This window comes from Phenylobacterium sp. T106 (assembly GCF_057219735.1).
Window position 1 is genome coordinate 25,271 of the sequence record NZ_JBXVWA010000002.1, and the last position, 20,733, is coordinate 46,003.

Here is a 20,733-nt window from a genome sequence, read left to right on the forward strand (position 1 = left end):
TTGTCGGGACAGGCGCGCGTGACGGCGCCGGGCGCGGACCGGCGGGGTCTGACCGTCGCGATCCAGGGCCCGGGGATGGCCGCCGGCTGCTGCGCCGACCTGCTGGCCCGCGCCGGCTTCGACACGGTCCGCACGATGCAGACGCGCGCGGCGGGCCCGGCCGTCCTGCTGAGCGACGCGGCCCTGGCGCTGCTGCGCGACGTCCTGGAGCGGCCGCAGCTGTTCGCCGACCGGCCGCGCATCACCCATCGGGTCGTCGCCTGGGGGCCGGGCGACCCGGCGCGGCTGCCGCACGGTGGGGTCGTCCTGTCCGAGGGCGAGCTCGACGCCGCGCTGGGCGGGCCGCCGTCCGAGGGGAACGAGACGGACGCGCCGCCCTTCATGTCCGTCCACGCCGCCCCGCCGTTCCCGTCCGGCCGGATGCTGGCCTTCGGGGGAAGGCGCGCCGTCGCCGCCCGGGTCGGCCTCGTGCACGCGGACGACCGGTCCGCCTGCTGGATCGAGGCGGTGGAGGCGGGCTGGCTGTTCCTGATCCCCACCGGCGCCGCGTCCGGGTGGCTGCTGGCGGTCGGCGGCGACATCGAGGCGTCGCTCCGGCAGAGCCGTCACATCGCGCCCCGCGTGGTGGTGGCCGGCGAGCCCTCGGGCGCGTTCGAAACCAGCCCGCGCATGCTCGCGGCGCTGCAGGGGCCGGACTGGCTGGCCTGCGGCTCGGCGGCCATCGCCTTCGACCCGATCTGCGGTGACGGCACGGCCCAGGCGGTGCGCGAGGCGATCCTGGCCAGCGCCGTCGTCGGCGCGATCGCGGGGGGCGGCGATCCGGACGCCCTGCGCCTGCACTACGAATCCATGATGGTGGCCGCCATGCGCCGGCACCTGCGCCTGTGCGCGCAGTTCTACGCCACCGGCGGCCAGGGCGACTGGTGGCGCGCCCAGCTCGCCGACCTCGCCGCCGGGTTCGACGCCTGCACCGCGCGCCTCGCACGGATGCCCGAGCCCCGCTTCGAACTGCACGGCCTGCGCCTCGTGGCGCGGGAGGCGGCCGCTTGAACCGGCCCCTGCCTCCGCCGCCGGCGGACCCGGCGGCGGCCGGCGAGCCGTCCGTGGCCAGCTGGCGCAGCTACGGCCGGCTGCTCCCGTTCCTGCGGCCCTACCTGCGGCCGCTGCTGGTCGTCCTGGTGGTCAGCCTCGGAGGGACGGCGCTCAACCTGGCGCAGCCGTACCTTTCCAAGCTGATGATCGACCACGCGCTCCTGCGCCGGGACATGACGGCGCTGGTCGAGATCGCGCTGGCGATGGTGGCGGTGGCCATCGTGGGCTACGGGCTCAACATCTTCGCCAGCTACCGCTACGTGTCGGCGTCCGCGGCGATGCTGTTCGACATCCGCGCCGCGCTGCTGCGCCACCTGCAGACCCTGTCCCCGCGGTTCTACGGCGGCTTCCGCCTGGGCGACCTGATGTCGCGCCTCAACAGCGACGTCAGCGACGTCCAGCGCGTCACCGCCGACACGCTGCTGTCGGTGCTGTCCAACGTGCTGATGCTGGTCGGCAGCGTCGCCCTGATGCTCTGGCTGGACTGGCGGCTCTTCCTGATCGGCGTCGTGCTGATCCCGGCGTGCGTGGCGATCTTCCTGCACTACCAGCGCAAGCTGACGCTCATCACCCGCGAGATGCGCGAGCGCGGCGCGGACCTCGGCAGCTTGCTCGTCGACACCGTGATGGGCATGCGGGTGGTCGCCTCGCTGGACGCCGGCGAGCACGAGGTGCGCCGCTTCGAGAGCCGCAACAACGCCTTCGTCCGGGCCATGCTGCGCATGCAGCTGACGTCGTTCATGGCCGGCGCGCTGCCGGGCGCTCTGCTGACCGCCTCGACCTCGGCCGTCATCCTCTACGGGGGCTACGCGATCATCGAGGGCCGCATGACGATCGGCACGCTGGTCGCCTTCATCACCTACCAGGGTCGGCTGTTCTCGCCGATCCAGACGCTGATGGGCCTGACCGCCGGGCTGGCGGCGGCCCGGGTGTCCCTGGCGCGCATCTTCGAGCTGTTCGACACGCCCGCCGACGTGACCGAGCGGCCGGGCGCCGCGCCGCTGGGCGGCGTGAGGCAGGGGCTGCGCTTCGAGGGCGTCTCCATGCGCTACGATCGGGCGCCGGTGCTGGTGGACGTCGACCTGGAGATTGCCCGCGGCAGCATCTGCGCCATCCTGGGGCCCAGCGGCGTGGGCAAGTCCACCCTGGCCGACCTGATGGTGCGCTACCAGGACCCGCAGGCCGGCCGCATCCTCGTCGACGGCGTCGATATCCGCGACCTCAGGCTGGCCGACCTGCGCCGGCAGCTGATCCTGGTCGACCAGTCGCCCTATCTCTTCAACGCCACCATCGCCGACAACATCGCCTTCGCCATGCCCGGCGCGAGCGCGGGCGAGGTCGAAGCCGCCGCCCGGATGGCGGGCCTCGGCGAGCTCCTGGCCCGGCTGCCCGAAGGGCTGGCGACGCCGACCGGCGAACGCGGGTTGGCGCTGTCCGCAGGCGAGCGGCAGCGGGTGGCCCTGGCGCGCGCGCTGCTGCGGCGGCCCAGCGTGCTGATCCTCGACGAGCCGACCTCGGCGCTGGACGGCGACACCGAGCGCCTGGTGGCCCGCGGCCTGCGCGAGGCCCTGCCCGACGCCACGATCGTCGTGATCACCCACAAGCCGGCGCTGGCCCAGATGGCCGACACGGTGGTGATCCTGGACGAGGGTCGCGCCACGGTGCGGCGCGCGCCGGACCTCCTGGATGCCTGAGCCGGACGCCTCGACGGGGCTCGCCCCGGCGGCGCAGGCCGGCCCCACCGGCCGTGGCGTCGTCGTCGCGGTGATCGACAGCGGCGTCCACCCGGGCCACGGCCACATCGCGGCGGGCCGGCTGGGTCCGGGCGTGATGGTCCTGCCCGACGGCGGCGTGGTCGAGGGCGAGGACGTCTGGCTGGACGGGCTGGGTCACGGCACGGCGGTGACGGCCGCCATCCAGGAGAAGGCGCCGGACGCGGTCTGCCTGCCCGTCCGCGTCTTCCGCGGGGCGCTGAAGACCAGCGCCGCCGGGCTCATCGCCGCGATCCGGTGGTCCGTCGCGGCCCGGGCGGACGTCATCAACCTCAGTCTCGGCTCGCTCAACCCGGCGCACGCCGACGCGTTCGCCGCCGTCGTCGACGAGGCCGCGGCCGCGGGCGCGGTCGTCGTGGCCGCGGCGCAGGCCAACGGCGCGCCGTGCTATCCGGGCGCGCTGGACGGCGTGGTCGGCGTCGACGTCGACTGGGACTGCCCGCGCGAGGTCTACGAGGTGCGTCGCCGCGACGGCCGGGCGCTCGTCGTGGCCTCCGGCTATCCGCGCCCGATCCCGGGCGTTGCGCCGTCCCGCAACCTCTACGGCGTCAGCTTCGCCGTCGCCCAGGTCAGCGGCTTCGCCGCCCGCGCCTGCGAAGGCCTCGGCGACGCCGAGCGGGGCCCGGCGCGCGTGCGCGCGCTGCACGACCGCCTCTGGGCGCGAAGACCGACGAGCTAGAACGGTTGTGGCCCGCCTGTGGCGGCGAGCCGTCCGACGTCAGGCCGAAGCCGATCGCCCCTCGCCCCTCGAACGGCCGAAGCTTCCTCTTCGGAGGAGCGAGGCCGGAAAGCCTGTCCTGGCCGCGCCCGGCTCACCGGGGCGTCGCACCCGGAACCAGGCGGCGTAGAGCGCCGGCAGGAACAGGAGCGTCAGGACTGTGCCGATCAGCACGCCGCCAATCAGGGTGTAGGCGAGCGGCCCCCAGAAACTGGACAGTGTCAGGGGAATGAACGCCAGCATGGCGGCGAGCGCCGTGAGTATCACGGGGCGCGCCCGGCGCACCGTGGCTTCGACGATCGCGTCGTAGTCCGACAGGCCCGCGGCCTGATCGCGCCGGATCTGGTCCACCAGGATCAGCGTGTTGCGCATCAGGATGCCCGCCAGTCCGATCAGCCCCAGGATGGCGTTGAAGCCGAAGGGCTGGTTGAACAGCAGCAACGTGGGGGCGGCGCCGACGAGGCCGAGGGGCGCTGTCAGGAACACCATGAACATGGCCGGGAAGCTTCGCACCTGGGCCATGATCACGGCCAGCATCAGGGTGATCATGATGGGGAAGATGGCGGCGAGCGCCGCGTTCGCCTTGCCGCTTTCCTCGACCGAGCCGCCTGTGTCGATGCGAACGCCCGGCGGCAGCCTGGCCTTGAGCGTCGCGAGGCGCGGCAGCACCGCGGCGGTCGCGTCAGGGGGTTGAATGCCCTCGGCCACATCGGCGCGCACGGCGATGTAGAGCTCGCGATTGCGCCGCTTGAGGACGGGTTCTTCCGCAGCCGGGACCAGGCGCGCCACCTGCGCCAGCGCCACGCTGCGCCCGTCGCGCGTGGTGAGGGTCAGGTCGCCCAGGCGGTCCAGGCTCGCCCGCTCGGCGTCCACGGCGCGCGCCACGACGTCCACCGTGCGGATTCCCTCGCGCACCTGGGTGACCGTGACGCCGGTCAGGAGCGTCTGCAGCTGGTTGGCGGCGTCCTGGGGCGTGAGTCCGATCAGCCGCAGCCGCGCCTGGTCGAACGCCAGCCGCTGGACCGGCGCCCGCTCGCCCCATTCCAGGTGCGCTCCCTTGAGTTCGGGCGCCGCCTGGAGGACGTCGCGAACCGCCGTCGCGGTCCGGCGCATGACCGCAAGATCGGTCCCGACCACGCGGAAGACCACGGGATATGGCACGGGAGGGCCGAAGAGCAGTCGATCGACGCGAATTCGCGCCTCCGGATAGCGGCCCGCCTCGACCCAGCGAGCCACCTTGGCGGAGAGCTCGGCGCGCGCCTTGGCGTCCGGAGTCCGGATCACGATCTTGCCGAAGGCCGGGTCGGGCTGCTCGGGATTGAGCGACAGGAAGAAGCGGGCGGCGCCGGCGCCGATGTAGCTCGTGACGATCTCGGCTTCCGGCTCACGCCGCAGGTCGGCTTCGAGGCGGGCGATTGTCGCCTCTGTGGCCCGGAAGGACGATCCCTGCGGCAGGGCGACCTCGATGAGGACCTCGGGGCGATCCGAGGACGGGAAGAACTGCTTCTTCACGACGCCCATCGCAGCCACCGACAGCGCGAAGGCGGCCACTGTCAGGCCGATCACGGTCCTGCGCCGATCGATACAGGTGCGGATCAGGCGACGAAGCCGCTCGTACCGACCTGTGGCGTAGATGGCGTCATGCCCGCCCGGCCGGGCCGGGATTGCGGGCAGCAGCTTGACGCCGAGGTACGGCGTGAACAGCACCGCCACCAGCCAGCTGGCCAGGAGGGCGAAGGCGACGATCCAGAAGATGTTGCCGGCGTATTCGCCCGCGCTCGACTGGGCGAAGCCGATCGGGATGAAGCCGATGATCGTGACCAGCGTGCCGGTCAGCATCGGGGCGGCGGTGGCGGTCCAGGAGAAGGTGGCCGCCGAAATGCGGTCGAGCCCTTCCTCCATCTTCACCACCATCATCTCGATGGCGATGATGGCGTCGTCGACAAGGAGGCCCAGCGAGAGGATCAGCGCTCCGAGCGTGATCCGGTCGAAGTTGCGGCCGGTGGCCAGCATGATCACGAAGACCACCGCCAGCGTCAGCGGGACGGCGGCGGCGACGACCAGTCCGACACGAAGGCCGAGAGTGGCGAAACTGACGGCCATGACGACGCCCAGCGCCACGGCGAACTTCAGCATGAACTCGTCGTAGCTGTTGGCAATGTTCCGCGCCTGGTCCGCGATCCTGTGCAGCTCGAGGCCGAGCGGCAGGCTGTCGTGGATGGCCCGCTCCTCCGCCGCGAGCGCCTCGCCGAGGCGCAGGCCGTTCCAGCGCGGTTGCATCACCACGCCGATGAGCAGCGCCGGTTCGCCGGCGTTCCGGATGCGGTAGCTCGGAGGGTCTTCGTAGCCGCGGCGCACCTCGGCGACGTCGCGGAGCCGCAATGTGCGATCCCCGACCGCCGCCACCGGCGTCTCGCGAAGGGTCTCCAGGCTGTCGAACTCCCCGTCGAGCCGCATGTGGACCCGCGGCCCGTCCGTCTCCACGAAGCCGGCCGCCGCCACCGTGTTCTGGCTGGAAAGCGCATTGGCGACCTGTTGTCCGCTCAGGCCGAGGGTGGCGAGCCGCGTGTGGGAGAACTCGACGTAGATGCGCTGCGGCTGCTCGCCCAGGATGCGCACCTTCTGGACCCCCGGCACGGCAAGCAGACGCTGGCGGACCGCCTCCGCCTCGCGCACGAGATCCCGGTGCGGCAATCCCCGCGCCTCCATCGCATAGAGCGTGAAGTAGACGTCGGAGAACTCGTCGTTGAAGAACGGGCCGATCACGCCCCGCGGGAGGTTCGACGCCTCGTCGCTCAGCTTCTTGCGGACCTGATAGAACAGCTCGGGCGCCAGCTTGGGCGGCGTGGTGTCCTTGAAGCTGATCACCATCGCCACCTGCCCAGGACGGGAGGTGGTCTCGACCCGGTCGAAGTAAGCCACCTCCTGAAGACGCTTTTCCAGCTTGTCGGCGACCTGTTCCTGCATCTCCGCCGCCGTCGCGCCCGGCCAGGCCACGGCGACTGTCATGACCTTGACGGTGAAGCTCGGGTCCTCCGCCCGCCCCAGCCGCTGGAACGCGAACAGCCCGGCGGCGGCCACCGCGATGATGAGGAACAGGGTGACCGCCCGCTCACGAACGGCGAACGCCGACAGGTTGGGGATCTGCATCAGCGTGACGCCGTCTGGGCCGTCATCGGGCGAACGACCTGGCCCGGCCTCAACAGGTGGACGCCCAGCGACACCACCCGGTCGCCCGGCCGCAGCCCGCCCGCCAGGACCGCCGTCTCTTCGCCCAGCGAACGAACGGTCACCTTGCGATAGGTCACGCGGCTGCTTCGGGGATCGACCAGCCAGACGCCCGGCCCCGAGCCCGAGTCATGCAAGGCGCCGATCGGTACGCTCAGCCCGCCTCCCGCGCCCGCGGGGCGCGTCAGTACGGTGACTGTGGCTCCAAGCGGGACGCTGCCCGGCTCCGCCGCCAGTGCATACCGCGCCTCGAACGTGCGCGTGACCGGATCGGCGGCGGCCGACAGCTCCCGCAGCGTGGCGGACATGGGGCGACCGTTCCCGCCATAGAGCTCAGCCGTCGCCGTCCTGGGAAGGGCGGCGCGCGCCGTCTCAGGCACCGCGATCACGGCCTCCCGAGCCCCATCGCGCGCGAGCCGGACGATGGGCTGGCCGGCGGCCACGACCTGGCCCGGTTCGGCAAGGACGCGCATCACGATCCCGTCGGAGTCCGCGATCAGCGCGGTGTACGCGGCCTGATTTCCGGCCTGGCTGGCCTGCGCCTGGGCCGCGCGCACCTGCGCCTCGGCGGCCGCCAGGTTCGCACTGGCCGCCTGCGCCGCGGCGCGGGCTTGGTCGTAGCGCTGGCCCGACGCGAACCCCTGCGCGTTCAGCTTGCGGAAGCGAGCCTCGTCAGCCTGGAGGCGGACGGCCTCGGCGCGGGCGGCCGCGGCCGATCGCTCGGCGGCCGCCACCTGGGCGACGGCGGCCGCCGCGCCCAGGCGGAGGTCCGCCGGATCGAGCCTGGCGAGAACCTGACCGGCCCGGACCGCATCGCCGGCATCGACCAGCCTGACGCTGATCTTGCCCGGCGCCCGGAAGCCCAGATCGCTCTCGTAGCGGGCCCGGATCACGCCGGTGTAGCCGGCCTCGCCGGCGGCGGCGGGCGCGGCCACCGCGACGCGGACGAGCGGGGCCGATGGGCGGGGCTCGGTCCGGGGGCCGCACGCGTTGAGCAGGAAAAGGACCGCAAGACCCAGCGCCAGCCGCTCGATCGACCGCATGCGAAACTCCTCGACACCACGATCAATGATGGGCGTCCAGTGACGTTATCGTCAAGTTGTCAACGTCAAGATCGGACCGTCAGGCCACCATCAGACCGCGGGTGACGAGGCGGGCCGTCCAGACGGCCTGGGCGGTCAGGTCCTGGCCGGCGTCGAGGGCGTGCTCGATGGCGGCAGGGTGGGCGAACGCGACCATGGCGCTCGCCACCGCCTGGGTCTGCTCCTCGAGCGGAGTCGCCGCCTCGAAGACGCCTGCCGCGCGGCCCTCTTCGATCACATGCGCGACGGTGGCCCGCATGGCTGCCTTGTGACGCTCTACCGACGCCCATCGGTGGTCCATGGCGACCTTGGTCATGTCGTGCAGCTTCCGCTCCTTGAAGAGCAGGGCGACGGTCTCCGACAGCAGGCCGCGAAACAGCCGGTCCAGCCGTTCGACGGGCGGGGCGTCGGCGGTGGCGATCCGCCAGAGTTCCGCATCGATCCGGCTGAGCACCTCGCCGCAGACCGCCTCGCAAATGGCGGTCTTCGACGGGAAGAACTTGTAGACATAGGCGGTGGAAATGCGCAGGTCGCCTGCGATCTCGGCGACCGTGGTGCGTCCATAGCCTTCGCGGCGGAACCGAGCCTCGGCGGCCGCGACGATCCGGTCGCGCATGGCGTGCTGTTCGGGGCCGCGCGTTTCCAGGGCTTTCTTGTCGGTTGTGATCATTCTAGCGTTTCGTCACCGCCGCGCATAATCTGACCCAGTCGGCCTGCATCGCCAACCACAGACCTGAAGCTTCTGCGCCAATTGGACCTTCCTGGGGAGTACGAAATGGCCGCACCCGCGCTCACACGGGCCGTGGCTCTGAACCACGCCGCGCTGGACGCGATGGTGAAGGGCGACAGCTCGGGCTACGTCGCGCTGCTCTCGGATCGCGACGACGTGACCTGGGGCAATCCGTTCGGTCCCTTCGCCAGAGGGCGCGCGAACGTGGAAGCTGCGCTCGTGAGCGCCGCAGCGCGCATGGGCGGCGGCCGGGCGCTCGATGCCGATCACATCGCAACGTACGCGACTGACGAACTCGCGGTCGTGGTCGAAGTGGAACACGCCGAGCGGCTGTCCGCCGGCGCCGGGGCGCCCTCGAGGACGGCTCTTCGCGTGACCAGCGTCTATCGGTTGGAAGGCGATGCGTGGAAGCTCGTTCATCGACATGCCGATCCGATCACCACGCCACGGTGATCGGTCTTCCATGGTGAGGCCGGCCCCTGGCGCGGGCAGCCAAGCGGCTGATCCGCATGAGCCGAGCCCGCGCGTGGCGTCCCGAGGCGCAGCCTCATGCAGAACGGTTGGCGACGTCGCTGAGGGCGTCTCTGCCTGCAGCCCTTGGCTTCCGCGCCGTGCGCCGCGGTATGGTCTCGGGTCGCGCGATGGGAAGCTGCTGATGATCGACCTGCACTACGCCAACGGACCCAATCCGCGGAAGGTCGCGATCATGCTCGAGGAGGTCGGCCTGGCGTACCGCACCGTGCCCTACGACATGGGCCGCGGCGACCTGCTGACGGAGGAGTTCCGGGCCCTGAACCCCAACGGGCGCCTTCCCGTGATCGTGGACCACGATCCCATCGGCGGGGGCGATAGCCTGGTGGTCTGGGAGTCGGCCGCCTGCCTCCAGTACCTCGCCGACAAGACGGGGCGCTTCCTGCCGACGGATCCCAAGGGCCGCTACGCCACCCTGCAGTGGCTGGCCTGGCAGATCGCCAGCCTGGGCCCCTACCACGGCCAGGCGCACCACTTCACCCGCTACGCGCCCGAGCCGATCGACCCCTACGCCCGCCAGCGCTTCCGGCTGGAGGCCGAGCGGCTGATGTACGTCATGGACCGCGAGCTGCGGGACCGGCCCTACATCGCGGGCGACGACTACACCATCGCCGACATGGCCTGCTGGCCCTGGATCAACCTCACCTGGAACATGCAGCTCGAGAAGCCGCGCGAGGCGTTCGAGAACCTGGAGCGGTGGTTCCAGGCGGTCCGCGCGCGACCCGCCGTCCGGCGCGTGGACGCCGAGACGCTGGCCCCGCACATGCTGCGCGCCGACCATGTGCGGATCCCGCCGGAACGCTGGACCAACAGCTTCGGCGAGAACTTCCACGCCTTCTTCAGGAAGGGGTGAGGCCTACTTCCTCTGCGCCCGGGTCTTGTCGCGCTCGGCCTTGAACTCGGCGCCGTCCTTCCACTCGGGCCAGATGCGGCTGTTGGCGAGCTTGCGGCCCAGGTCGTAGAGCAGCGCGCCGTCGGCGACGAAGCCCTTCGGGTCCCAGGTCGGGTCGAACTCGTCGGCGGGCTGGTGGTACTTGTCGGCCGTGTAGGCCCGCGAGCGCGCTTCGCCCGCTTCCTTGCCGCCCTCGACCAGGTCGCGGCCGCCGCCGAAGCTGATGGCCGGCACGCCCACCTTGGCGAACGGGAAGTGGTCCGAGCGGAAGAAGCTGCCGGCCTCGGGCCGCGGGTCGGGCGAATAGTAGCGGCCGTGCGCCTTGCCGACGGCGATCAACTCGTCCTGCAGGGTGAGCGGCGCGTTGCCCGAGGTCGTGAAGTCGCGCGCCAGCCCGCTCGGCCCCACGCCGTCCATGTTGAGAACGCCCACCGTGGTGGCCAGCGGGTAGAGCGGGGTCGAGGCGTAGTACTCCGACCCCAGCAGGCCCTTCTCCTCCGCGGTCACCGCCAGGAACACCAGGCTGCGCTCGGTCCGGCCCGCCTTGGCGTGCGCCCGCGCCAGCTCCAGCAGCATCGAGGTCCCCGAGGCGTTGTCGAGGGCGCCGTTGTAGATCCGGTCGCCCCTGGCGTCGGGCTGGCCCACGCCCAGGTGGTCCCAGTGGGCGGTGTAGAGCACGCGCTCCTCGGGCCGCTTCGTCCCCGGCAGCACGCCGACCACGTTCTTCGACACGACCTTCTGCGCGTCGACGGCGTAGTCCGTGGAGAAGGTCACGCCCTTCAGCTCCACCGGCCGGAAGTCGCGCGTCCGGGCCTGCGTCTTCAGCGCCTCGAAGTCGTGCCCCGCGGCCGCCAGCAGTTCGGCGGCGTTGTCGCGCTGGATCCAGCCCTCCAGCGGCGCGTGGTCGGTGGACGGATTCGGCCGGATGACGTCGAAGATCTCGTTGGTGTTCGAGTTCTTGACCGTGGCCCAGCCGTACGACGCCGGGGCGGTCTCGTGGATGACCAGGAAGCCCACGGCGCCCTGCCGCGCCGCCTCCTCGAACTTGTAGGTCCAGCGGCCGTAGTAGGTCATCGCCTTGCCGCCGAAGTCGCCCTGGCCGGTCTCGAAGTCCGGGTCGTTGACCAGCACCAGGGCCACCTTGCCCTTCAGGTCCACGCCCTTGAAGTCGTCCCAGTTGCGCTCGGGCGCCTTCACGCCGTAGCCCACGAACACCACCGGCGCGTCCTTCACCGTCAGCCGGTCGCCGATCAGGGTGGCGCGGATGGCCACCTCCTGGCCCTGCGTCCAGTTCTTCCGCTCGCCGTTGACCGAGACGCTGACCGCCACCGGGCCCTTGGTCGCCGAGCGCACCAGCGGGACGTCCTGAGTCCAGGCGCGCGCGCCGTCCTTGCCGCGGTCGCCGCCCGGCTGCAGGCCGGCCGCCTTCATCTGCTCGATCATGTAGGCGACGGTCTTCCGCTCGCCCTCGGTGGCCGGGCCGCGCCCCTCGAACGCGTCGGACGACAGCACCTGGGTGTCGCGCAGGATGCGCTCGACGTTCACGACCGGGTCGGCGGCCAGGGCGGGGGGACAGATCAGCGCCGCGACGGCGGCGCCAAGGAGCAGCTTTTTCATCGGTCACTCGGGAGGAGGGGGCGAAAGTTGCGCGACCCTAGCGAGCGGTGGGGCATGCCGCCAGCGCGCTTTCGGCGAGCGCGGTTACCTCAAGCTTCGCCGCCTATGTGTCCTTTGTGCAATTCCCGAGACGTGATCGGCAGTGTAGACGGGCGCCGCAGTTCGGCGTCAGCGTCCTCCCTCCCAAGGCACAGCATGCGCCTTCAGATCGTTGTCCTGGCCGCCGGCCTCGTCCTGGCGGGATGCGCCACGCCGCGCGACGCGGACGTGCGCCTTCCGGCCGCCTACGAGCAGGCGCCCGAAGCGCCCGCCGGCTCCATCCCCCTCGACACCTGGTGGACCGCCTACGGCGACGACCAGCTGACCGAGCTCGTGCAGCAGGCGCTGGAGCGGAACACCGACGTCCGCACGGCCCGCTCGCGCCTCGACGAGATCCGCGCCCAGCGCACGCAGGCCATCCTGCAGTACCTCCCGGGCGGCGACCTGACGGCCCAGGGCCGGCGCACCGACACCGAGCAGATCGGCGGCACGGCGGCCAACATCCCCGGCTTCTCGACGTCGGGCGTGTCCGAGCAGTACCAGGCCAACTTCAACGTCGCCTGGGAGATCGACCCCTGGGGCCGCGGCTTCGTCGCCTACCGCGCCGCGAACGCCGAGGTCGACCGCGTGCGCTTCGCCTTCGAGGCCACCCGCGCCCAGATCGCCGCCCAGACGGCCGACGCCTACTTCCAGGCCCGCGGCCTCGCGATCCAGCTCGCCGACGCCCGCGAGACCGCGCGCATCCAGCAGGAGCTGTACGAGGTCGCCTCGCGCCGCGCGGCGGCGGGGCTGGCCGCCACCTCCGAGCCCGACCGCATCGCCGGCGACCTGGCCCAGGCGCAGGCCGCCGTCGCCGCGTTCGACGCCCAGCTCCAGACCCAGAAGCGCGCGATCCTGATCCTCGCCGGCCGGGTCTTCGAGCCCACCGCCAACATCGCCGCCCCGCCCGAGGTGGGCCAGCCGCCGGCCGTGCCGGCGTCCCTGCCGTCCGAGCTGCTGCAGCGCCGGCCCGACGTGCGCCAGGCGCAGGCCGCCCTGCGCTCCGCCGCCGGCCAGCAGCGGCTGGCGGGCCTCGCCTTCTTCCCCAGCTTCACGCTCTCGCCGGGCCTCGGCTGGGCGCGGATCGAGCAGCCGAACTTCTCGTCCGAGACCTCGAGCTGGAGCATCGGCGGCTCGATCACCCAGCCGCTCCTGTCCATTCCGCGCCTGCTGGCCGAGCTAAAGGTTCAGAACGCCCGCACCGAACAGGCCGTCACCGCCTACGAGAAGACGGTGCAGACCGCGTTCCAGGAGGCCGAGGCCGCGCTCGTGAACCTCGACGCCGACCGCCGCCGCGTCGTGCTGCTGCGCGATGGCGAGGCCCGCGCCCGCCGCGCCTACGAGGCCGCGCGCACCGGCTACGCCCGCGGGCTCACCGACCTTTCCACCACCCTTTCCGCCGAACAGGCCTGGCGCGCCGTGCGCGCCCAGCTCGCCTCGGCCCAGGTCCAGGCCCTGCGCCGCTCCGTCCAGGCCATGAAGGCCATCGGCGGCGGCTGGCCGGCCCAGGCCTACGCCGCCAAGTGAGACCGCAATGAAGCGCGCAACATTCACCCTGCTGGTCCTGCTCCTGCCGGCCGCCCTCTCGGTCGCGGCCTGCAAGAAGCCTCCCCGCAAGGAGACCGAGGCCGAGCGCGCCCGCGCCGTGACCGTGGTCCAGGTCGAGCCCCGGGCGATCACCGGCGCGCTGACCGCCTCGGGCGACCTCGCCCCGCGCGAGGAGGCCGCGGTGATGCCGGAAGTGACCGGCTACCGGGTCCGCGCGGTCCGCGCCGAGGTCGGCGACTACGTGCGCGCCGGCCAGACCCTCGCCGAGCTCGACCCCACGCTCCTCGAGGCCCAGATCGCCGAGGCCCGCGCCCAGGCCGCCCAGGCCGAGGACCAGGCCAACCGCGTCAAGGGCCTCGAGAACCAGGGCGTCCTGCCCCAGGAGCAGATCGCCCAGCGCCGCTTCCAGGCCCAGGCCGCCGCCGCGCGCCTGCGCAGCCTGCTGACCCAGCAGCGCAAGCTGAACGTCGTGGCCCCGGTGTCGGGCGTCATCCTCGAACGCAACGTGCGTCCGGGCGACCTCGCCGCGGGCGGCGCCACGCCGTGGTTCCGCATGGCCCGCGACGGCCAGGTCGAGCTGCGCGCCGAACTGTCCGAGACCGACCTGAGCCGGGTCCGCGTCGGCCAGGCCGCGACGGTCAGCCTGCCCGGCGGGGCCACGGTCACCGGCCGCGTCCGCCTCATCAGCCCGCAGATCAACCCGCAGACCAAGCTGGGCGAGGTGCGCCTGCTGCTGCCCGTCCGCAGCGACATCCGCGCCGGCGGCTTCGGCCGCGCCATCTTCGACGACGCCCAGACCACCGTCAGCGCGGTCCCCGAAGCGGCGATCCGCTACGACGCCGACGGCGCCAAGGTCATGGTCGTCGGCCCCGACAACAAGGTGAAGCGCGTCCCGGTGCAGACCGGCGCCCGCGGCGGCGGCCTCGTCCAGATCGTCAAGGGCCCGCCGAACGGGACCCGGATCGTCGCCAACGCCGGCGCGCTGTTCCTCGACGGCGACCTCGTGCGTCCCGTGGCCGCCGGCCCGACCCCGGCGGGCGCCGCGCCGCGCGCCGCCGCCGCCAGCCCGCCGGCCGCCAAATGAGCGAGCAGCCCCAGCGCCACTTCGCGATCTCCGCCTGGGCGATCCGCAACCCGATCCCCGTCGCGGTGCTGTTCATCGGCCTGCTGATGTCGGGCCTGATCGCCTACCAGATGCTGGCGGTCAAAATGTACCCCAACATCCAGTTCCCGCTGATCGCGGTGACGGTCACCCAGGCCGGCGCCGCCCCGGGGGAGATGGAGACGCAGATCACCCGTCCGGTCGAGGACGCGGTGGCCAGCGTCACGGGGGTGCGCAGCATCCAGTCGGTGGTGACCCAGGGCGTCTCCACCACCTCGATCCAGTTCGAGATCGGCGAGAACCTGCAGAAGAAGACCGACGAGCTCCGCTCGAAGGTCGCTCAGATCCGCGCGCAGCTGCCGCGCGACATCGACGAGCCGCAGGTCAACCAGATCGAGGTCGACGACGCCGCGCCGATCATGACCATCGCGGTCGAGGCGCCCGCCATGAGCGACGACGAGCTCTCGTGGTTCGTCGACGACACCGTCTCGCGGACGCTGCAGGCGGCCAAGGGCGTGTCGCAGGTCTCCCGGGTGGGCGGGGTGGCCCGCGAGATCAACGTCATCGTCGATCCCGACCGCATGGCCGCCCGCGGCCTGACCGCGGCTCAGGTCAACAACGCCCTGCGCGGCTTCCAGGTGGACGCGCCCGGCGGCCGCGTGGAGGTGGGCGGCCGCGAGCAGACGGTCCGCGTCCTGGGCTCGGTCACCACCGTGGCGCGCCTGCGCGAGATGATGATCCCCACGGCCGGCGGCGGCTCGGTGCGCCTGTCCGACGTGGCCGAGATCGGTGACGGCTCCTCGGACGAGCGCGGGTTCGCCCGGCTGAACGGCCGCGCCGTGGTCGGCTTCCAGGTCTCCAAGACCAAGGAGGCCAGCGACGTCGACGCCGAGGACGCGGTCCTCGCGAAGCTCAAGGAGCTCGAGGCGGCCCACCCGGGCGTGAAGTTCTCGACGATCTTCTCGTCGGTGACCGAGACCCGCGCCAGCTTCCAGGCCACCAAGAACGTGCTGGGCGAGGGCATGCTGCTCGCCGCGATCGTGGTGTTCTTCTTCCTGCGCGACTGGCGGGCCACGGCGATCACCGCGCTGGCCATGCCCATCTCGCTGATCCCGACCTTCCTGATCATGCAGATGGCGGGCTTCTCGCTGAACATGGTGACGCTGCTCGCGCTCACCCTGGTCATCGGCATCCTGGTCGACGACGCCATCGTCGAGATCGAGAACATCGAGAAGCGCGTGGCCCGCGGCCAGCGCCCCTACCAGGCCGCCATCGAGGGCGCTGACGCCATCGGCCTCGCCGTCGTCGCGACCACCTTCTCGATCGTGGTGGTGTTCACCCCGGTCTCGTTCATGCCGGGCATCCCCGGCCAGTTCTTCAAGGAGTTCGGGCTCACGGTCTCGGTGGCCGTGCTCTTCTCGCTGGTGGTGGCGCGCCTCGTCACGCCGCTGCTGGCCGCCTACTTCCTGAAGCCCACCGCCACGCCCCACGAGCGCAAGCCGTTCGAGGGCTTCTACCGCAACGCCCTGGAGTGGGCCCTGGCGCACCGGATCATCGCCGCCTTCCTGGGCGGGGTGTTCTTCATCGGCTCGCTGGCCCTCGTCCCGCTGCTGCCGGCCGGGTTCCAGCCCGCGGGCGACCCCGACTACATGTACGTCGACATCCAGGGTCCGCCGGGCGCCACGCCCCGGGACATGGAGGTCACCGCCCAGCGCCTCACCGAGCTGTTCGAGAAGCAGCCCGAGGTGCGCGGCGTCTTCATCCAGATCGGCTCCACCGTCTCCAGCTTCGGCCCGGGCATGTCGGGCGGCGGCGGCGGCGACGTCCGCCGCGGCACCGCCACCATCCTGCTGAACGAGGACCGCTCGGTCCGCGGCTCCGAGATCCGCGACCGCCTGCGCGACGACCTGCGCCGCATCCCCGACGTCCGCCTGGGCTTCCTCGACTTCGAGGGCGGCGCCGGCTTCCAGCAGATCCTCACCGGCACCAACCCGGCGAACCTCGAGGCCGCCGCCCTCGAACTCGAGCGCCAGATGCGCACCCTGCCCGAGGTGGCCGACCCGAAGCAGTCGACCCCGCCCGTCGGGCCCGAAATCGTCATCCGTCCGCGGCCGGACGAGGCCGCGCGCCTGGGCGTCTCGTCGGACGCGCTCGCCAACATCATCCGCGTCGCCACCGCCGGCGACATCGACGCCAACGTCGCCAAGTTCAACGAGGGCGAGCGCCGGATCCCGATCCGGGTGCGCCTGCCCGCCGACGCGCGCAGCGACATCCAGCGCCTGCGCGCCCTGCGCGTCCCCACCGCCTCCGGTGGCACGACCACGCTGGAGAGCGTCGCCGAGATCGAGTTCAAGGCCGGTCCGGCCCGCATCGACCGCCTGAACCGCGAGCGGCGGATCACCGTGCAGGCCGAACTCAACGGCGGCTACCAGCTGGGCCAGGCCCAGAAGGCGGTGAACAACCTGCCCATCATGAAGAACATGCCCGAGGGCGTCCGCCCGGCCGCCATCGGCACCGCCGAGGCCATGGCCGAGCTGTTCGGCGGCTTCGGCATGGCGATCTTCACCGGCGTCTCGATGATCTACGGCGTGCTGGTCCTGCTGTTCCGCAGCTTCTTCAAGCCGGTGGTGATCCTCTCGGCGCTGCCCACCGCCGTCGGCGGGGCCTTCGCGGGCCTGCTCGCCTTCGACCTGTCGCTCTCGATCCCGTCGCTGATCGGGTTCCTGATGCTGCTGGGCCTGGCCGCCAAGAACTCGATCCTGCTGGTCGAGTACGCCATCGAGCGCGAGCGCGAGGGGATGAGCCAGCACGATGCGCTGATCGACGCCTGCCGCGAGCGGGCGCGCCCGATCGTCATGACCACCTTCGCCATGGCCGCCGGCATGCTGCCCACGGCGTTCGCCCTGGAGAAGGGCGCCGAATTCCGCCAGCCCATGGCCGTGGCGGTGATCGGCGGCCTGATCACCTCGACCGTCCTGTCGCTGGTCCTGGTGCCGGTGGTCTACCGCTTCGTGGACGACTTCGAGAACTGGCTGAAGCCCAAGCTCGCCCGCGTCGTCACCCCCCGCGAAGTCCCGCCCCGCCCGATCCCCGAAGACCGCCTCTAGCGCATCCGAAGAGTGCGGCTCCGGGGTCTGTCATCCCGGTTTCGCCGCAGGCGAAGACCGGGACCCATAGACTCCGCGTTGCAGGAGAACCCGCGACGGCGCCGCCCAGCCGGTCTTTCCGGCGCCGGCGCGTATGGATCCCGGTCTTCCGCTCCGCGGAAACCGGGATGACAGCGACCTCCCGCTCGCGGGAAAGGGCAAGCGGCCGGCAGGGCCCAACCGCCCGCCCGTCACAGCTCCCCGCGCAGCACCTGCGCGAACTGCTCGGGGTCGACGTTGCCGCCTGAGAGCACCAGGCCCACCGTCCGGCCCTCGAAGCCGCGGACCTTGCCGGCCAGCAGCGCCGCGAGGCCCGCCGAGCCGCCCGGCTCCACCACCAGCTTCAGCGTCGAGAAGGCGCACCGCATCGCCTCCGCCACCTCGGCGTCGGTCACCACCGCCACGTCGGCCACGTGCGCCTTCAGGATCGGAAAGGTCAGCTCGCCGGGGCAGGGGGTCTCCAGGGCGTCGCAGAGCGTCCGGTGCGTCGGCGTCATCGGCGTGCGCACGCCCGCCTGCAGAGACTTCAGCGTGTCGTCATAGCCCGCGGGCTCGGCGCCGATCAGCGCCGTCGCTGGCGACAGGGCCTTCACCGCCGTGGCCACGCCCGCCAGCAGGCCGCCGCCGCTGCAGGGGGTGATGACCGCGTCCAGCTCCGCGCCCAGCGCCCGCGCCTGGCGCACCAGCTCCAGGCCCGCCGTCCCCTGGCCCGCGATGATGTGCGGATCGTCGAACGCCGGGACGACGACCGCGCCGCGCTCGGCGGCGATGGCGGCGGCGATCTTCTCGCGGCTCTCGGTCAGCCGGTCGTAGAAGCGCACCTCGGCCCCGTAGCCCTTCGTCGCCTCGGCCTTCACCCGGGGCGCGTCGGCCGGCATCACGATCAGCGCGGGGATCCCCAGCAGCTTCGCGGCCAGCGCCACGCCCTGGGCGTGGTTGCCGCTCGAGAAGGCCACCACCCCCGTCCGCTTCTCCGCGTCCGAGAGCTGGACCAGCCGGTTGAACGCGCCCCGGAACTTGAAGGCGCCCACCCGCTGCAGCGTCTCGGGCTTGATCAGCACGCGCAGGCCCAGCCGGTCGTTCAGGGCGGCGCTCTCCAGCAGCGGCGTCTCCACCGCCCAGCCGCGGATCCGGCCCGCCGCCGCCTCGATGTCGGCCAGCGAGATCGCCAGCCCGTCCGTCCCGCTCATCTCGCGAACACCATGTCGTCGCGGGCGAAGGCCTTGAACTCCAGCGCATTGCCCGAGGGGTCCAGGAAGAACATCGTCGCCTGCTCGCCGGGCTGCCCCTTGAAGCGGATGTTGGGCTCGATCACGAACGCCGCGCCGGCGGCCTTCAGCCGCTCGGCCAGCGCCTCCCACTCGGGCAGCGTCAGGATCACGCCGAAGTGGCGCACCGGCACATCGTGGCCGTCCACCGGGTTGGTGGCGCCATGCCCCGCCTCGCCCGGCGACAGGTGCGCCACGATCTGGTGACCGTGGAAGTCGAAGTCGACCCACTCGTCGCTGGAACGGCCCTCTGGGCAGCCCAGGAGGCCCCCATAGAACGCCCGCGCCTCGGCCAGGTCGCGGACCGGAAACGCCAAGTGGAAACGCGGAATAGCCATCCCCGCCTGATACCCCGCCCGCCCCCCGCACGGAACAGGCCAGTCGGCGGGGAGGGGCTACCTCGGCCCCGTCCCGAGTCCACCGAAGCGGGATGAGAGGTGTCGCAGGCGGCGGCTAGCCGACCCGCGTCGGCTCGGCCATCCGCACCTCGGCGACGCGCCGGGACTCCGGCGTCGGGAAGAAGACCTTGGCCGCGTTCTTGGCCACCTCCTCGGCGGTGTAGGGCCGGCCGGGCGCAAAGCCCTCGGTCTCCAGCATCTTGATCTCGCGCACGCCGCGCGAGGAGACGCCCAGGATCTTGCCCGAGTGGTCGGCGGCGAGGTCCGAGACCATGAACAGCACGCCGGGCGCGATGTTCTCGGGCAGGGACAGCGGGTCGGGCTCCTGGCCCTTGCGACCGGGCAGGTCCGAGGTCATGCGCGTGTAGGCGCCGGGCGCGAGGCCCATGACGCGGATGTTGTACTTGCGGCCCTCGATCGCCATCACCCGCACCATCCCGTAGATGCCGGCCTTGGCGGCGCCGTAGTTGGTCTGGCCGAAGTTGCCGTAGAGGCCCGAGGTGGACGAGGTGAGCACCATCGATCCGCCGCCGTTGTCCTTCATCCATTTCCAGACGGGCAGGGCGCAGCAGTAGGTGCCCTTCAGGTGCACCTTGATGACGGCGTCCCAGTCGGCCTCGGACGTGTTGGCGAAGGTCTTGTCCCTCAGGATCCCGGCGTTGCAGACGAGGATGTCGACCTTGCCGAATGCGTCGAGCGCCGACTTCAGGATGTTCTCGCCGCCCTCGATCGTGGAGACGTCGTCGCCGTTGGCCACCGCGCGGCCCCCCGCGGCCTTGATGGCGTCGACGACCTTCTGCGCAGCGGACACGTCCGCCCCGGTGCCGTCGCGCGCGCCGCCCAGGTCGTTGACGACCACGGCCGCGCCCTCCTTGGTGAACAGCTTCGCATAGGCCTCGCCCAGTCCGTTGCCCGCGCCGGTGATGATCGCGACCTTGCCCTCGAGCAGTCCCGCCATGACGTTCCCTCCATACCGCTGTTTGGAAGCATCATCGGACTCGAGACGCGGCCAGTGCAAGGGCCTCGTCCAGAGGCGCCGTCAGGGCGCCCGACGGTAGCGCCACGCCTCGGACTGCAGCCTGCCCCCGATCACGCCCTCGGTGCGGGCGCACAGACCATCTTCGCAGCGGCGGAAGACGACGCGCTGGGGAAAGTCGTGCGCCTTGTTCTCGAAGACGGCCTCGCCGTCCTTGCCGGGCACGAGCACGAACGGCGTCGGCGGCTGGCCGGGCAGGTAGGCGGTCAGGGTCGCGCCGGCTGGTTCCGGCGTGATCTTGTAGTGCGACACGAACGGACGCTTGCCGGGCGCGTTGGTCTGGGCGGCCCCGGCCATGACCCCACCCAGCGGCGCCAGCCAGGTCTCCCGGGTGACCACGCCGTCCTGCTCGTGGATCCAGCTTCCGGCCATCCAGCCGAGCCTGGCGATATCGTCCGCGGGGTCCGCCTGGGCCGCGGAGGCGAGGGCCGAGAGGGCCAGGATCATCATCATCGGTCGCATCGGCGCAGCTTAGCGCGGGCGAACCGGCGGAAC

Annotated in this window: 16 protein-coding genes; 8 read left to right on the forward strand and 8 right to left on the reverse strand. The window is 71.9% G+C overall.

The window, feature by feature from the left end; all coding sequences use genetic code 11:
• Genes AC2D8W_RS04755 through qhpE form a run of 3 tightly spaced genes read left to right on the forward strand, consistent with a single transcriptional unit; the run spans position 1 to position 3,543 of the window.
• Positions 1–1,050, forward strand: coding sequence for a hypothetical protein (locus tag AC2D8W_RS04755; RefSeq protein ID WP_484670568.1), 1,050 nt, complete (start codon positions 1–3; stop codon positions 1,048–1,050).
• Complete coding sequence (locus tag AC2D8W_RS04760; protein WP_484670569.1) at positions 1,047–2,786, forward strand: ABC transporter ATP-binding protein; 1,740 nt, start codon at positions 1,047–1,049, stop codon at positions 2,784–2,786. The genes AC2D8W_RS04755 and AC2D8W_RS04760 overlap by 4 nt, the downstream gene beginning before the upstream one ends.
• Positions 2,779–3,543: a subtilisin-like serine protease QhpE gene (qhpE, locus tag AC2D8W_RS04765; RefSeq protein WP_484670570.1), complete on the forward strand. Its 765-nt coding sequence runs from the start codon at positions 2,779–2,781 to the stop codon at positions 3,541–3,543. The genes AC2D8W_RS04760 and qhpE overlap by 8 nt, the downstream gene beginning before the upstream one ends.
• A gap of 39 nt (positions 3,544–3,582) precedes the next feature.
• On the opposite strand, the gene AC2D8W_RS04770 is transcribed toward qhpE, so the two are convergent.
• From AC2D8W_RS04770 to AC2D8W_RS04780, 3 genes are all read right to left on the reverse strand, one after another.
• Complete coding sequence (locus AC2D8W_RS04770) at positions 3,583–6,732, reverse strand: efflux RND transporter permease subunit (RefSeq protein ID WP_484670571.1); 3,150 nt, start codon at positions 6,730–6,732, stop codon at positions 3,583–3,585.
• Positions 6,732–7,853, reverse strand: a complete 1,122-nt coding sequence (locus tag AC2D8W_RS04775; RefSeq protein ID WP_484670572.1) for an efflux RND transporter periplasmic adaptor subunit — start codon at positions 7,851–7,853, stop codon at positions 6,732–6,734. The genes AC2D8W_RS04770 and AC2D8W_RS04775 overlap by 1 nt, the downstream gene beginning before the upstream one ends.
• Before the next feature lie 79 nt (positions 7,854–7,932).
• Complete coding sequence (locus AC2D8W_RS04780; RefSeq protein ID WP_484670573.1) at positions 7,933–8,562, reverse strand: TetR/AcrR family transcriptional regulator; 630 nt, start codon at positions 8,560–8,562, stop codon at positions 7,933–7,935.
• Between the two features lie 105 nt (positions 8,563–8,667).
• Here AC2D8W_RS04780 and AC2D8W_RS04785 point away from each other — a divergent pair, with 105 nt between their 5' ends.
• The gene (locus AC2D8W_RS04785; RefSeq protein ID WP_484670574.1) at positions 8,668–9,075 is read left to right on the forward strand and encodes a YybH family protein; all 408 of its coding nucleotides are present in this window, start codon (positions 8,668–8,670) and stop codon (positions 9,073–9,075) included.
• Positions 9,076–9,277: 202 nt separating this feature from the next.
• Positions 9,278–10,006 carry a glutathione S-transferase family protein gene (locus tag AC2D8W_RS04790; RefSeq protein ID WP_484670575.1) on the forward strand — a complete coding sequence of 243 codons (729 nt, stop codon included), beginning with the start codon at positions 9,278–9,280 and terminating at the stop codon, positions 10,004–10,006.
• Between the two features lie 3 nt (positions 10,007–10,009).
• On the opposite strand, the gene AC2D8W_RS04795 is transcribed toward AC2D8W_RS04790, so the two are convergent.
• Complete coding sequence (locus AC2D8W_RS04795; protein ID WP_484670576.1) at positions 10,010–11,662, reverse strand: M28 family metallopeptidase; 1,653 nt, start codon at positions 11,660–11,662, stop codon at positions 10,010–10,012.
• A 195-nt stretch (positions 11,663–11,857) separates the two neighbouring features.
• Here AC2D8W_RS04795 and AC2D8W_RS04800 point away from each other — a divergent pair, with 195 nt between their 5' ends.
• The 3 genes from AC2D8W_RS04800 to AC2D8W_RS04810 are packed head-to-tail and all read left to right on the forward strand — an operon-like array spanning position 11,858 to position 17,497.
• Entirely contained in the window at positions 11,858–13,267 is a 1,410-nt protein-coding gene (locus AC2D8W_RS04800) for an efflux transporter outer membrane subunit (RefSeq protein WP_484670577.1), read from the forward strand.
• Between the two features lie 7 nt (positions 13,268–13,274).
• Positions 13,275–14,372 carry an efflux RND transporter periplasmic adaptor subunit gene (locus AC2D8W_RS04805; protein ID WP_293481367.1) on the forward strand — a complete coding sequence of 366 codons (1,098 nt, stop codon included), beginning with the start codon at positions 13,275–13,277 and terminating at the stop codon, positions 14,370–14,372.
• Positions 14,369–17,497, forward strand: coding sequence for an efflux RND transporter permease subunit (locus AC2D8W_RS04810; protein WP_484670578.1), 3,129 nt, complete (start codon positions 14,369–14,371; stop codon positions 17,495–17,497). The genes AC2D8W_RS04805 and AC2D8W_RS04810 overlap by 4 nt, the downstream gene beginning before the upstream one ends.
• Positions 17,498–17,727: 230 nt before the next feature.
• On the opposite strand, the gene AC2D8W_RS04815 is transcribed toward AC2D8W_RS04810, so the two are convergent.
• The 4 genes from AC2D8W_RS04815 to AC2D8W_RS04830 all read right to left on the reverse strand — a co-directional run bounded on the left by AC2D8W_RS04815 (position 17,728) and on the right by AC2D8W_RS04830 (position 20,700).
• Entirely contained in the window at positions 17,728–18,726 is a 999-nt protein-coding gene (locus AC2D8W_RS04815) for a threonine ammonia-lyase (RefSeq protein WP_484670579.1), read from the reverse strand.
• Complete coding sequence (locus AC2D8W_RS04820) at positions 18,723–19,142, reverse strand: VOC family protein (protein WP_484670580.1); 420 nt, start codon at positions 19,140–19,142, stop codon at positions 18,723–18,725. Before AC2D8W_RS04820 ends, AC2D8W_RS04815 begins: the two co-directional genes overlap by 4 nt.
• Before the next feature lie 115 nt (positions 19,143–19,257).
• Positions 19,258–20,160, reverse strand: coding sequence for an SDR family NAD(P)-dependent oxidoreductase (locus tag AC2D8W_RS04825; protein ID WP_484670581.1), 903 nt, complete (start codon positions 20,158–20,160; stop codon positions 19,258–19,260).
• 81 nt (positions 20,161–20,241) lie between these two features.
• On the reverse strand, positions 20,242–20,700 hold the full coding sequence (locus AC2D8W_RS04830; RefSeq protein ID WP_484670582.1) for a DUF6265 family protein: 459 nt from the start codon (positions 20,698–20,700) through the stop codon (positions 20,242–20,244).
• Positions 20,701–20,733: the final 33 nt, after the last annotated feature.

Excerpts from the sequence above, each read along its gene's own strand:
- AC2D8W_RS04790 (WP_484670575.1), top strand. The coding sequence starts at position 9,278 with ATGATCGACCTGCACTACGCCAACGGACCCAATCCGCGGAAGGTCGCG.
- AC2D8W_RS04785 (WP_484670574.1), top strand. The coding sequence starts at position 8,668 with ATGGCCGCACCCGCGCTCACACGGGCCGTGGCTCTGAACCACGCCGCG.
- AC2D8W_RS04800 (WP_484670577.1), top strand. The coding sequence starts at position 11,858 with ATGCGCCTTCAGATCGTTGTCCTGGCCGCCGGCCTCGTCCTGGCGGGA.
- AC2D8W_RS04795 (WP_484670576.1), bottom strand. The coding sequence starts at position 11,662 with ATGAAAAAGCTGCTCCTTGGCGCCGCCGTCGCGGCGCTGATCTGTCCC.
- AC2D8W_RS04770 (WP_484670571.1), bottom strand. The coding sequence starts at position 6,732 with ATGCAGATCCCCAACCTGTCGGCGTTCGCCGTTCGTGAGCGGGCGGTC.
- qhpE (WP_484670570.1), top strand. The coding sequence starts at position 2,779 with ATGCCTGAGCCGGACGCCTCGACGGGGCTCGCCCCGGCGGCGCAGGCC.
- AC2D8W_RS04825 (WP_484670581.1), bottom strand. The coding sequence starts at position 20,160 with ATGGCGGGACTGCTCGAGGGCAAGGTCGCGATCATCACCGGCGCGGGC.
- AC2D8W_RS04830 (WP_484670582.1), bottom strand. The coding sequence starts at position 20,700 with ATGCGACCGATGATGATGATCCTGGCCCTCTCGGCCCTCGCCTCCGCG.
- AC2D8W_RS04780 (WP_484670573.1), bottom strand. The coding sequence starts at position 8,562 with ATGATCACAACCGACAAGAAAGCCCTGGAAACGCGCGGCCCCGAACAG.
- AC2D8W_RS04805 (WP_293481367.1), top strand. The coding sequence starts at position 13,275 with ATGAAGCGCGCAACATTCACCCTGCTGGTCCTGCTCCTGCCGGCCGCC.
- AC2D8W_RS04815 (WP_484670579.1), bottom strand. The coding sequence starts at position 18,726 with ATGAGCGGGACGGACGGGCTGGCGATCTCGCTGGCCGACATCGAGGCG.
- AC2D8W_RS04810 (WP_484670578.1), top strand. The coding sequence starts at position 14,369 with ATGAGCGAGCAGCCCCAGCGCCACTTCGCGATCTCCGCCTGGGCGATC.
- AC2D8W_RS04775 (WP_484670572.1), bottom strand. The coding sequence starts at position 7,853 with ATGCGGTCGATCGAGCGGCTGGCGCTGGGTCTTGCGGTCCTTTTCCTG.
- AC2D8W_RS04820 (WP_484670580.1), bottom strand. The coding sequence starts at position 19,142 with ATGGCTATTCCGCGTTTCCACTTGGCGTTTCCGGTCCGCGACCTGGCC.